Annotated in this window: 11 protein-coding genes; 8 read left to right on the forward strand and 3 right to left on the reverse strand. The window is 69.8% G+C overall.

Going from position 1 to position 12,623, the window contains the following annotated elements:
• The first annotated feature begins 15 nt into the window (after nt 1-15).
• From fahA to ADX84_RS12495, 7 genes are all read left to right on the forward strand, one after another.
• Nucleotides 16-1,230: a fumarylacetoacetase gene (gene fahA / locus ADX84_RS12465; protein WP_049572547.1), complete on the forward strand. Its 1,215-nt coding sequence runs from the start codon at nt 16-18 to the stop codon at nt 1,228-1,230.
• 136 nt (nt 1,231-1,366) lie between these two features.
• Nucleotides 1,367-1,984, forward strand: a complete 618-nt coding sequence (locus tag ADX84_RS12470) for a hypothetical protein (RefSeq protein ID WP_049572550.1) — start codon at nt 1,367-1,369, stop codon at nt 1,982-1,984.
• Complete coding sequence (locus ADX84_RS12475; RefSeq protein ID WP_049572554.1) at nt 1,944-2,582, forward strand: TetR/AcrR family transcriptional regulator; 639 nt, start codon at nt 1,944-1,946, stop codon at nt 2,580-2,582. Before ADX84_RS12470 ends, ADX84_RS12475 begins: the two co-directional genes overlap by 41 nt.
• Nucleotides 2,583-3,421: 839 nt before the next feature.
• Nucleotides 3,422-4,819, forward strand: coding sequence for a hypothetical protein (locus ADX84_RS12480; protein WP_049572558.1), 1,398 nt, complete (start codon nt 3,422-3,424; stop codon nt 4,817-4,819).
• Between the two features lie 149 nt (nt 4,820-4,968).
• Nucleotides 4,969-5,520 carry a hypothetical protein gene (locus ADX84_RS26020; protein WP_156208071.1) on the forward strand — a complete coding sequence of 184 codons (552 nt, stop codon included), beginning with the start codon at nt 4,969-4,971 and terminating at the stop codon, nt 5,518-5,520.
• A gap of 105 nt (nt 5,521-5,625) precedes the next feature.
• A complete protein-coding gene (locus tag ADX84_RS12490; RefSeq protein ID WP_049572566.1) occupies nt 5,626-6,300 on the forward strand; it encodes a DNA alkylation repair protein in 675 nt (224 codons plus the stop codon).
• 405 nt (nt 6,301-6,705) lie between these two features.
• Nucleotides 6,706-8,508 carry a PASTA domain-containing protein gene (locus ADX84_RS12495; RefSeq protein WP_049572571.1) on the forward strand — a complete coding sequence of 601 codons (1,803 nt, stop codon included), beginning with the start codon at nt 6,706-6,708 and terminating at the stop codon, nt 8,506-8,508.
• Between the two features lie 134 nt (nt 8,509-8,642).
• On the opposite strand, the gene ADX84_RS12500 is transcribed toward ADX84_RS12495, so the two are convergent.
• A complete protein-coding gene (locus tag ADX84_RS12500) occupies nt 8,643-8,948 on the reverse strand; it encodes a YrhK family protein (protein WP_049572573.1) in 306 nt (101 codons plus the stop codon).
• 340 nt (nt 8,949-9,288) lie between these two features.
• Here ADX84_RS12500 and ADX84_RS26025 point away from each other — a divergent pair, with 340 nt between their 5' ends.
• Nucleotides 9,289-9,495 carry a hypothetical protein gene (locus ADX84_RS26025; RefSeq protein ID WP_156208072.1) on the forward strand — a complete coding sequence of 69 codons (207 nt, stop codon included), beginning with the start codon at nt 9,289-9,291 and terminating at the stop codon, nt 9,493-9,495.
• Between the two features lie 231 nt (nt 9,496-9,726).
• Here ADX84_RS26025 and ADX84_RS12505 read toward each other — a convergent pair whose 3' ends face one another.
• Complete coding sequence (locus ADX84_RS12505; protein ID WP_049572575.1) at nt 9,727-10,800, reverse strand: Rv2578c family radical SAM protein; 1,074 nt, start codon at nt 10,798-10,800, stop codon at nt 9,727-9,729.
• A gap of 104 nt (nt 10,801-10,904) precedes the next feature.
• A complete protein-coding gene (locus ADX84_RS12510; RefSeq protein WP_049572578.1) occupies nt 10,905-12,188 on the reverse strand; it encodes a glutaminase in 1,284 nt (427 codons plus the stop codon).
• Between the last annotated feature and the right edge of the window lie 435 nt (nt 12,189-12,623).

The raw sequence follows: 12,623 nt of genomic DNA on the forward strand, positions 1-12,623 counted from the left end.
AGAAAGCACCACTCCATGCCCGACAGCTGGCTCGACATCGCCCCGGACTCGCAGTTCGGCCCGGCCACCCTGCCCTACGGGGTCTTCTCCACCGAAGGCGACCCCGCCACCCGCGTGGGTGTGGCCATCGGCGGGCACGTCCTGGATCTCGGGGCCCTCGCCCGCGCCCTCGACGCCCCCTTCGCCGCAGCCGTCTCCGGGCCCGACCTGGACGCCCTCCTGGCCGCCGGGCGCCCCGTGTGGGAGCAGGTCCGCGCCGCGCTCACCTCGTGGGTCACCGACCCCGCGCACGAGGCCGCCGTGCGCCCGCACCTGGTGGACCGCGCCGCCGTGAGCCTGCACCTGCCGTTCACGGTCGCCGACTACGTGGACTTCTACGCCTCGGAGCACCACGCCACCAACGTGGGGCGCATCTTCCGCCCCGAGCAGGAACCGCTCACCCCCAACTGGAAGCACCTGCCCATCGGCTACCACGGTCGGTCGGGCACGATCGTGGTCTCGGGCACCGACATCGTCCGTCCCACCGGCCAGCGCAAGCCTCCGACGGAGCCCGTCCCGGTGTTCGGGCCGTCGGTGCGCCTGGACATCGAGGCGGAGGTGGGATTCGTCGTCGGTACGCCGAGCCCCATGGGGGAGCGCGTGGCGGTGGACGACTTCGCCGACCACGTGTTCGGGGTGTTCCTGCTCAACGACTGGTCCTCCCGTGATCTCCAGGCCTGGGAGTACGTTCCGCTGGGCCCGTTCCTCGGGAAGTCGTTCGCCACGTCGGTCTCCCCGTGGGTGGTGCCCGTCGCCGCCCTGGAGTCCGCCCGGGTCGAGCAGCCCGCCCAGGACCCCGAGCCGCTGCCCTACCTGCGGGGGTCAGGGCCGTGGGGCCTGGACCTGCGCCTGGAGGTGCGGCTCAACGGGCACCTGGTCTCCACGCCGCCGTTCTCCGAGATGTACTGGACCGCCGCGCAGCAGCTCGCGCACATGACCGTCAACGGCGCCTCCCTGCGTACCGGTGACGTGTACGCCTCCGGGACCGTCAGCGGCCCCGAGCCGACCCAGCGCGGCTCCTTCCTGGAACTCACCTGGTCCGGGAAGGAGCCGCTCCGGTTGCCCGACGGCACGGAGCGCACCTTCCTCGAGGACGGTGACGAGGTCACCATCACGGCCACCGCGCCCGGACCGGACGGCACGAGGATCGACTTCGGAGAGGTCACCGGCCGTATCCTCCCGGCGAGGTAGCACGGCGCGGGATGAGGGGCGGCGGGTCCGAGGGGCCCGCCGCCCCTTCTCCTCGTAGCGGTGACGGTGCGGTCCTTGCCAGAGGCGCCACTCCGAGCCTACTTTGGTGAGTAAGTACTTACTACCGGAGGAACCCATGCCCCCCACTCCAACCGGAACGCGTCCCCGCGTCGTCGACGCCCTCATCGCCGGGGTCGTGCTCGCGATCGAACTCCTCGACGCCTACGGCTCCCTGGACGGCGAACCGCTGAACCCCGTCGACGGCTGGAACACGGCACAGCACACCGAACCGTGGGCCTTCGCCTTCGTGGTGGTGGGCTGCGCCGCGCTCTTCTGGCGCCGGACGCATCCGGTCGCCACCCTCACGGTCACGGCCACCGCCTACACCGCCTTCGTCCTCAGCGACTTCGAACTCGGGATGTTCCTGGCCCCGATGGTCGCCCTCCACACCGTCGCCGCAGTGGGCTCCGGGCGCCTGCCCGCCCTGCTCGCCGGGCTGGCGTGCACGTCCGCGTCCGCGTGGTGGCTGTACACTCGTGCCTCGGACATCACCGACCCCGGAGCCGGTGTGCTCGCGTGGGTCGCCTTCGGATCCGTCATCCTCGTCTTCTTCGTCGGGTCCTACGTCACGGGGGAGCTGGTGCGTTGCCACCGCCTGCTGTCCTCGTACGGCGACGCGGGAACGGCACCGGAGAAGACACGCTGGGAGACGGATGGACGAGCTGCCCGGGAAGCGGCGCCGCGCGACCGCTGAGGAGACGCGTGAGCGCATCCTGGACAGCGCGGCCGAGGTTCTGCGCCGTTCCGGACTGGCGCAGGCCAGGACCAAGGAGATCGCGCGGGTCGCCGGCTACTCCGAGGCGACCCTGTACAAGCACTTCGACGACAAGACCGACCTGCTGTTGGCGGTCATGCGCCACCGGTTTCCCCCCTTCGTCGACGTGCTCGCGGAACTGCCGACCCGGGTGGGACACGGTCAGGTGCGCGAGACCCTCACCGAGGTGACGGCAAAAGCGGTCCGGTTCTTCGAGCACGGCTCCCCGCTCCTGGGTTCCCTGTTCGCGGATCCGGAACTCCTCCGGCGCCACCGCGAGAACATGCTCCAGCGCGGCGCCGGTCCGTTCAACGTCAACCGGGCCCTGGCCGACTACCTCAGGGCCGAACGCGACCTCGGGCGGATCCGGCCGGACACCGACCCCGAAGCGGTGTCGTCCCTCCTCGTCGGAGCCTGTTTTCAACGGGGCTTCTTCGAGGCCTTCTCCGGTGGCCTGGAGGGCTTCCCCCCGGTCGAACGGTTCACGGCCGACCTGGTGGCGGCGGCGCTTCCCCACGGACCCGGCGAACCTTCCTAGGCCGACCATTCCGGAGGAGGCCCGGATTCACCCTGAGGGAATCCCGGGCGGCGTTCCTTTCTGCGTGCACCGGTTGCGGGATCCGGGTTCCGCCAACCTATTTCCCTGAACAACGCACAGGGTTCACCCGGGCCGCCGGATTCGGTTGAGTCCGTTGTGGATCGCCCGTGGAGCCCACAGACCCCTGACCGGGGGGTGTATTCACACCGGCGATGTGGCTCGTGTCCGGCGCCGAACTCCGCGTTCGCGCGGCGCCGGGCCGTCCACGGCAATTCCCCCCGATCGCACGAATCCTGGTGGCGGTCCCGGATATCGGGGTCGTGTTGTACTGCTCTTTCCGGCAGTGAAGCATGGAGAACGGACTACGGGTGCGTTCCCGCGGTGTCGGAGCGTTGGGTGGGAGGCCGCGTCGGTGTCATCGCCCCCGCTAACGCGTGCCGGGTCTTCGCGCGGTGCTCCCCGACACGGCGTTCTCCGCTCGGCTGGTGCCAAGAGCCTGGAGTGGGACGCCACCCCGCTGATCGACGCTCCGGGCAACGTCGTCGGACCCTGGGGCTGGAACGGGGCTCTATGCCGCGCTCACCCGATGCACCCGGGAGCTGAACCAGATCCGGGTGAAATGGGCCTTCGCGAAATGGGGCGAGGTTCGCATTTCACTCTGATCGCGTCTGCGGATTCGAGATAAAACCCGCGAACTCCTGTTCGACTCGCTAGCGTGGGTCACGACAAGAAAGACCCGACCCGGTGCGACAACACCAGGTCGGGTCGTGGCCGACGCCTGCACAAACAGGTTGGTCGACTGAGCCACCCCACCCCTCTAACAAGGAAGGCGACTCATCATGGAGTCTAACGCCTCGCCCCCCTCCGGCACCTCCGAATCTTGCAACCTGGTCGGGTTCGTTCCGCCGCGCAAACGCCCCCAAGGCGCCCTCAAGGGGATCGGCTTCATTCTCGCCATCTGGGTCCAGCAGGTCTTCCGCAGGGGAGTGCTGCCCACCCTGCGCTCGTTACCCGCCCTGATGGCCATCGCGGACGTGGTGGACGCCGACGGGCGGTGGTGCTACTTCCTGCTGGAGAACCTGGCCGAACGCTCCGGCGGCACCCTCAGCGTCAGCAGTCTCAAGCGAGCCATCGACGACCTGGTCGAGGCCGGTGTGGTCCGCAAGCTGGACCGCTCGGAGACCATCGCGTTCTTCGACCGGGACATCGCCCGGGGCCGTTCGTCCCATCACCTGCCGTGTGTCCTGGAGCTCCTGGTTCCCGCCGAGGATTATCCCGATCCGGTGCTGGAGGAGATCAACGCCTGCCGGGCCCGGTTGGGGGAGGAGCCCCTCACCCCGAAGACCCGGCCGTCGTTGAGGGGCCGCCGTACCCCAGCTCAGGTTGAGCCCACCCCCAGTTCAGATCGACCCACAGACCGTTCCCCTGGGAACGGTTCTGATGAGGGGGTGGGCGATTCCGTCCGTGGCACCTCAGGCACAGGTGAACAAAAGGGACAAAGGCCCAGGGGTGGATGGTTGGAGATGATCGCCCATATTCCCGCTGCGCTGCTCACCGACCCGGTGACGGATCGGAACCGGTTGGCGCGGTCGGTGGAGAGACTCCTGCGCCAGGGGCTGGGTGTGGCCGACATCAGGGTGCTGCTCTCGGGGGCGGAACGCTTACGGCGTCCCTTCCCCGCGCTGATGCGGCGGTTGTGCGACATGCAAGCCGCACGCGCGTTCCTGGACGGTGCGCTGGGCCGAGGGATCGCCGGGGCGGAGGCCTCCCCACCCGCGTGGCCGGTGGCGGACGACGCCGACCCGTTCGCCCGTCCGGAACGGTTCCTGGTCGACGGCCAGGGAAGAGCCGCTGGTACCTGCCCCCACCATCCGACCGTGCGCAACACCCCCGGCGGTACCTGCGTGATCTGCGGACGGCTCTGCCGCTCGGTGCCGGACGAACTCGTGCACGAGCCTAAGCCGAAGCCCGCCGTCGATCCGGCCGCACCCTCCCCGGCGGTGCAGCAGGCCGCCCTGGACCCGAAGCTGTGGGAGCGGATGACCGCCTCACTCGGTGAAGGCGACCTTTCTCGGGTTCCGTCGCAGAATGACGGCCCCCGAAAGGGCTTCGGATCCGGAATCTCTCCCAGGAGCAGGACCGTTATCGACAACGCACGCGATCGGCTGCGAGGTCAGAGCACTTCGGAGAGGTCGTCGCTTCGGCAGTCGAGCGGGCGGAGACTCGTCAGGGCGTGACAGGGGATGGCCGCTGGCGTGCTGCTTCAAATTGGAGATGCGGCGATAACGCCCCGCGTTTGCGCAGTTCCTTTTCTGTGACCACCGCGGAGATGGGTCGAAGCTGGGTTCAAGCGGGGCGCGGGCTGTCCGAGCGCTATTGTTCTCGCATGAGTAGTGAAGTAGCCACGTTCTCCGGAGTCTTCGCGGCTCTATCCGTGCTGGCAGCGGTCGTCTCTCTTTGTCTTTCCATACGGGCTCACGCCCTGGCCGTCAGAGCCGAGAAACGGGCCACGGCAGTCGCGCGTACCTGTCATGTGGATCTCCAGCTCACCCCTGGTTACGAAGGAGACTGCTCCTCCAATGCCCGCGGTACCAGGTGGGGCCGAATCACCAACCACGGTGACGAAGTCGCGCACAAGGTCACCATCGACAGGCGTGCCACCGATCTTGCTGTGGGCAACTTCGAGATCAAGGACCTGAACAAGGGCGACTGGCTGGAGTTCGAATTTAATCCTCCGTCCGTGAAACTTCCAGAGAGAAAGGGCTCAAGGGACTCGGCGGACGATTCACAGGACTATGTGGACCCTGGCATCTCCCACACGTTCGTTCTCACCTTCCAGCGTAACGAAGACCTCGGGGGTGGAACCCGCGAACGAACCTTCCGGTACGAGGACGTCTTTGGGGACCAGGGGAAGCCGCACGGGGGTGACGGAACGTAGGTGGCCTTGCCGCAGTGCTGCTCCAGGCCCCTCCTCGGACGGACGCCAGGAGTGGTCTGACCTGCGGCATAGATTGGACGCGTCGAGTGGGGGAGGGGAGACGTGATGGCTGAGACCACGGTGGACGAGGCGATGGCCGAGCTGGCCGGGCTGGAGGACGCCCGGATCCGTGAGGTGAACGCGCGGCACGGCGACGACCACGGGGTGAACCTGGGCAAGCTGCGCGCCGTGGCCAAACGGCTGGGGAAGCAGCAGGACCTCGCGGTGGAGCTCTGGCGGACCGGGGACGGCGCGGCGATGCTGCTCGCCCTCCTCGTCTGTCGGCCCCGGCAGTTCGGCCGAGACGACCTGGACGCGATGCTGCGCGAGGCGCGCACCCCCAAGGTGCACGACTGGCTGGTGAACTACGTGGTCAAGAAGGGCCCGCACGCCGAGGCGCTGCGCCTGGCCTGGTTCGGTGATCCGGACCCGGTGGTCGCGAGCGCGGGGTGGGCCCTGACCACCGAACGGGTGGGGAAGCGGCCCGAGGGCCTGGATCTGTCGGGGTTGCTGGACACCATCGAGGGGGAGATGGCCTCCGCCCCGGACCGGTTGCAGTGGGAGATGAACAACTGTCTGGCGCGGATCGGCATCGACCACGCCGAGTACCGGGAGCGGGCCGTGGGGATCGGTGAGCGCCTGGAGGTGCTCAAGGACTATCCGACCCCGCCGGGCTGTCTGACCCCGTTCGCGCCGGTGTGGATCAACGAGATGGTGCGTCGCCAGAAATCTACAAGGTAAAGGTGCGCCGACGTCGTGCATTTCGACAAGCACGGCGCTCTCGCTCCGAGAACAGAACCCTCCTGTGCCGAAAGACGTGACCAAGGGCCCACCGATCGGTCCGGGGTTCTGTTCGGAGGGGTTGTTCTCGCAGGTGATCGCGGTTCGCGCGGCCCGAGGCGTTGTGCGCGGCCCGGACCTCGTGTGTTGTTCCCCAGAGTCCCGGTCGGCGTCGACACGGCCCGGCCCTTCCCGTGCGCGTCTCGGTTGTGGCCGTCCCGGGCGTCCGTGCGCACCCTGAAGTGCCGATACGGCATTTCGCGCGGAACATGAAGGGAGGAACTCTACCTCAGGCGGCTCGGGGAGGGGCCTCGGTGTCGGTCGGGCCGGGGATTCGAAGCTTCGCAGTGAACCTAAAATCCTCCTATGGTGACCCTTTCCCCCGAAACCCCCGGAAACGAGACGCTCCGGCGACGTTTCCGTGTGCACGACGAGCGTCAGCTCTCCGCGCGCACCACCTTGCTGGAAGCGGACGACACCGAGACCGGCGACCCTGTCCGTGTGGAGCTGTTCGATGTCGGCGGCGCGGACGGAGCGGACCTGACCAGGAAGTTCCGGGAGCGCCTGCGGGCCTTCGAGGAACTCGGCCACCCGGTCCTCTCATCCGTCCTGTCCGGGGGGATGCGCGAGGGCACCGCGTACGCGGTCACCGAGCCCCACCACGGCGCCTGGGTGGACGACCTGATCGGTGAGCGCTTCCAGGAGAGAGTCTCCCGCCGCGAGGCGCTCGACATCGTCGACGTCCTGCTCGAAGCGCTGGAGGTCCTGCACGCACAGGGCCTGGTCCACGGGCACATCGGACCCCGGACCGTCACCCTGGCCGACGACGGCGGTGTCGGCCTCCTGCTCCTGACCGCCCCGACCGGCCCGGGCCGGGACGGGGCCGTCTTCGGCCCCGAGGACGACGTCGCCGCCGTCGCCACCCTGTTGGAGGCCATGGTCACCGGCACCGACGCCGAGGGTTCCCTCGCTGGGCGCGACGCCGTGGGCGGGGCGATCAGCGCCCTGGTGGCCCGGGGGAGCGACCCCGACCCCCGGCAACGCCCGGCCGACGCGGCCGAGTACCGCACCCTGCTCGGTCAGACCGTCCGATCCCTGCCCCCGGCCGAGGGCCGACACGTGGCACGTGTGGCCCCCGCCGACCGGGGAACCTCCGAGGGCACCTCGCCGCCTCGCCGCCGCACGCTGCTGTGGGCCGCCCTGGCCCTCGTCGTCGCCCTGGTCGGGGGAGCGGCGCTGTGGGCCCTCACCCAACAGGGCGCCGAGCCCGGCGGCGCGCTCATGCCCGACCTGGTCGGGCTCTCCCCCGCAGAGGCATCCGACCTTCTGGCGGAACTACCGGTTGCCCTGGAGGTCACCTACAGGGACGTGCGCAGCGACGACGTCGAGGCCGGGCTGGTCACCGCCTCCAGTCCGGAGAGCGGTCGCGAGCTGGGGGAGGGGGCCGAAGTCCGGTTGTCGGTGGCCGCGGGACCGCTGACCGTCCTGATGCCCGAGGTGGTCGGTTCCCTGGAACAGGACGCGCGCGAGGCCCTGGAAGAGGAAGGATTCACCGACGTCGAGGTCGTGCAGGAGCCGTCCGAGGGCCTGCCCGCTGGAACGGTCACCGAAAGTGACCCGCAGGAGGGCGAGACCGTTCCCCACGACGCCGCCGTGGTGCTCACCGTCGTGGAGGGCGTCACCGTTCCCGACCTGGTCGGCGGTTCCGAACAGGAGGCCGTCGACACGCTGGCCGAACTCGGCCTGGAGTCCCGGGTCGAGGACGCCGCCGAGTCCGAGCGGCCCTCGGGCGAGGTCGAGAGCCACACCCCCGGCCCGGGGGCCGTGGTCGATGAGGGCGCACTCGTGGTGCTCGTGATCTCCACGGGGCCGGAGGAGGACGAGGAGGAGGACGCCGGGCAGGAGGAGGACACGGGCACCGAGGACGATCGAGAGGAAGGGCAGGCCGCCGCTCCGCCGACCCAGGAGCACTCCGAGGAGCCCCGGCAGGAGGAGCAGGAGCAGGCCGCTCCCTGTACCTCCGGGGGCTGGTCCGAGGGCGCCACCTACCCGGAGGGCGCCCGTGTCGTGCACGAGGGCAAGGAGTACGAAGCCGCGTGGTGGAACTCGGAGAGTTCCCCCTCGGAGTCCAACGAGTGGGGTCCGTGGCGCCCGGTCACCTCGTGCTGACGGCTTCTGGCTCGGGCGCCACGGCCCCGACGAACTGAGCCCGTCTCCTGCCGCCGTCTACGCCCCTGGGCGGACGGGCGGCGGCTGACCGGCTCGGGGCGCGGGTCCCGCGTGTGCCGAGCACCCGGCCGCGCTCAGAAGTCCATGGAGGTCTCGGGCGCCATCCCGGAGCGGCGCGTGCCCGCCCGGACCCGGGACAGGTGCAGGTGTCGGCCGAGTCGGATGAGCGGCCGGACCAGCAGTTCCAGGCTGCCAGCGAGGAAGCACCAGGTTCCCGCGGTCATCAGGTCCTGGAAGAGGAACATGATGCTGCCCGCGATGAACCACAGCGCGATCAGGACGTCGTTGAGGATGCTGAACACCTCGTAACGCCGCCGGATGACGAGTTCGCGGTGACCGACCCGCACGGTCAGAGGCTGGTTGGGGTCACGCTCGCGCATTGCGGTTCCTCCGGCTCCGGGGTCCTGGCTCCATCCGCCATCATGCGGTCCCGAACCCGGCGCCGCCGCTTACCCGTGTCCTGCGGCGCGTTGCCCGGGGGCGGTCTCCATGGGCTGAGGGAAAGGAGCCTTGAGCGGGCGGCGGGGCCTGAACGGGATGCGGGGGTCGCTCGGCCGAGCGTCACGGGGCTCCGCGCAGGGTCGCTCGTCGACAGCGGTCCCGGTCCGACGCGCCGCCGAGCCGGCCCCCGGCCTGGCCGCGACACAGATCATCGCAAAGCAGACGAAGACTGGAACGCGGCCGGACCTAGAAGCCGAACGACGCTCCTAAGATCTCCTCATGGACGAGGACCTGAGACGAGCCCGACGATCAACCGGCCTGTTGATGACATCTACCGGGATGACCCCGATCGCTCTGGCCGCAGCCACGGTGGCTGTGGGCTCTCACTGGGCCCTGTGGGTGATGTGGGCAGTGTGGGTGGTCCTGGCCGGCGTGACGGTGTGGGCGGTGGTCACGGTGAACCAGTTCTCTGCGCTTGGGGATTGACCTTCCCTGGGCCTGTTGCCTCCTCCTGCTTCGGCGGGAGGGGCTTTTCGTGCGTGGCTGCTCCTGGGCCTTGACTGTCAGGTCCGGCCCGATCTGCCGCTTCGCGCGAACTCCTTTTCTGGTTCGGTGCGTCAGCGTGCACTCAGCCGAAGAGGAACCGGGTCGGCGCCCGCGCACCGAGCCGGGTCGTGGCCGCCACCTCGACGCCGGTGTGTCAGACCTGCCTCGCACTCAGGCCGACGTGGGCAGGTCCAGAGAAAGCTGCCCCTGGGGCGCGGAGGGTTCGGACGGCCTCTCGGCGTCCCGGGGTGACCCGGGTCTGTTCAGGCCGTGTCTGGCGGCGACCTCGCGGACGGCCGTGGTGACGATCCGCTGGTAGGAGTCGGAGGCGTAGGAGCCTCGTCCGTAGAGCTCGCGGTAGAGCGGCAGCAGGCGCGGGTGCTCCCGGGTGAGCCATGCCCGGTACCACTCGCGCGCGCCCGGGCGCAGGTGCAGTACGACAGGGGAGACGCGGGTGGCCCCGGCCTCGGCGATGGCGGCGACGGTCTCCTCGATCTGCTCCGCTGAGTCGGTCAGCCCGGGCAGGATCGGGGCCATGAGCACCGAGCACTCCAGCCCGCGCTCGCTCAGCGCGCGCACCACGCCCAGCCGTGCGCGGGGGCTCGGGGTCCCGGGCTCCACGGTGCGCCAGACACTCGTGTCCACGGAGCCGACCGACACCGCCATGCCGACCCTCGTGACCTGTGCGGCCTGTTCCAGGAGGGGGAGGTCGCGCAGGACCAGGGTGCCCTTGGTGAGGATCGAGAAGGGGTTGGCGGTGTCGCGGAGCGCCGCGATGATCTCCGGCATCAGCCGGTACCGGCCCTCAGCTCGCTGGTAGGGGTCGGTGTTGGTGCCCATCGCGATGTGTTCGCCGCGCCACGAGGGCCGGGCGAGTTCGGCGCGCAACCGTTCGGCGGCGTTGACCTTGACCAGGATGCGGGTGTCGAAGTCGCGGCCGCTGTCGAGGTCGAGGTACTCGTGGGTGCGTCTGGCGAAGCAGTACACGCAGGCGTGCGAACAGCCCCGGTAGGGGTTGATGGTCCACCGGAACATCGGGTCGTCGCCGGGCACGCGGTTGATGATGCTGCGGGCCTGGATCTCGATGGCGACCGCCTCGCCGTCCTGGCCCGCCAGGACCGGCCCCGGCGCGGGGGTGCCCAGACCGGCCCGCCCGGTGCCGCGTTCGGGTGGGGTCGGGGCGGGTTCGAACAGTGACCCCTGCCCGGTGTTCTTGGTTCCCTCTCGGAGGTTCTCCCAGCGCATGCGGTCAATTCGAACATGGTTTCGAAGGTCTGTCCAGTGGTGCGGTGGGGTTGTGGATCACGTCCGGTGTGGGCCCGCCACGGCGTGGCCGGTGCGGATAGGGCTCAGGATCCGCCCTGGAGCTGGCTCCGTTCGAGGCGCTCGGGGGTCCAGCGCTCCACCGCGCGGCCTCGGCTGTCCTGGAATTCGGGGACGGTCTCCTCCGGGTCCACCAGGATGATCCGGTGGCCGGTGTCGACCAGCTTGGCGGTCATGGCGGCGGACGTGCGGCGGGCCACCGGCAGCACCTCGTCGACCCGGCTCATGTCGAACACCACCAGGTGGGTCGAGGGCGTGTTCTCGACCAGTTCGTGCACCAGGGCCTCGATACTGCTCAACACCATGTCGCCCTGGAGTACGTAGACCGTGGCCGGTTCGCCGTCGACGACCTCCTTGCGGGTCTCGCGCAGCGACGAGCGGGCGGGTCTGCCGGGCTCCATCAGGTGCAGGCCCAGGTCCTTCGACAGCCTCTCCATCATGGCCACGCCGCGCGCGCTGTTGCCATGCGCGTCCAGACGCGGGGAGAACACCGCGACCCCGACCTGGCCGGGCAGCACGCCGAGGATGCCCCCGGCCACGCCGCTCTTGGCGGGGATTCCTACGCTGGTGAGCCAGTCACCGGCCGCGTCGTACATGCCGCACGAGGCCATCACGCTCAGCAGGTACCGGGTGGTGCGCCTGCCGAACAACCGCTGGCCGGTGTTGGGCTGCACGCCGCCGTTGGCGAGGGTGCAGGCCATGAGCGCGAGGTCACGCACAGTGACGTTGGCCGAGCACTGGCGGACGTACCCCGCCACGGCCGCGGCGGGGTCCTGCTCCAGACCTCCGGAGGCGTGCAGGAGGTAGGCGAGACCGAGGTTGCGGTCCCCGGTCTCCAGCTCGGAGGCGGCCAGCCCCTCGTCGACCTCCACCGGCCGTTGCGCCAGGTCGGAGAAGAGCCCCAGGACGCGGTCCGCGGCGGGGCGGTGGTCCTCGCCGACGAGAGCGTGGGTGACGATCGCCCCCGCGTTGATCATCGGATTACGGGGTCTGCCGGTCTCCGGGTCCAGGGACAGTTCGTTGAAGGCCTCGCCACTGGGCTCCACCCCGACGCGGTCGAGGACGAACTCCAGGCCGTGGTCTTCGATCGCCAGCGCGTAGGCGAAGGGCTTGGACATCGACTGGATGCTGAACTCGTGGTTCGCGTCCCCGCTCGCGTACACGGTCCCGTTCACCGTGCACAGCGCCACCGCCACCCGGTCCGGGTCGGCGGAGGCCAGTTCCGGGATGTAGTCCGCCCGGGCGCCCGAGACCACGTGCTCGGTGTCTTCGATGATGGCGTCGAGGTAGTCGAGGATCGGTGAGCGCAACAAGGGTTCCTCCGTCTTTCGGGTCGGCGTCGTGCGGTGGGTCGCCACCGTCCTCCCCAGGCCAGGGCCGGTACAACCCCGTGGCCGCCGGGCCCGGTACGGGGCCGCGGTTGGTGGGCGCGCTTCAGCGCGGGCGGGGCGGATCCCTGGTCGCCGGACTCGGGGCCTCCCGCTCCTCGGGTTCGCGGGGGTTCCCTTACCGGCGCCGACGCCCGACGCGAACACGATCCCCGTCCACGGAAGGCCGTGTCGGTCAGGAGTCGAGAAGTCCCCGGGGCCGGTCCTGGCCAGCGTGTGAGTCACCAAGGGCCATCGGACACAGGGGAGACCTCCATGAACGGAGACAGGGGCACCGCGGGGGCGGGCGGCTCCTCCGAGCATGAGCGTGCGGCCATGAGACAGCGCTCCGCCGAGCTGAGGAAGGAGGCCGAGCTT

This window comes from Nocardiopsis sp. SBT366 (assembly GCF_001083815.1).
Taxonomy (GTDB): domain Bacteria; phylum Actinomycetota; class Actinomycetes; order Streptosporangiales; family Streptosporangiaceae; genus Nocardiopsis; species Nocardiopsis prasina.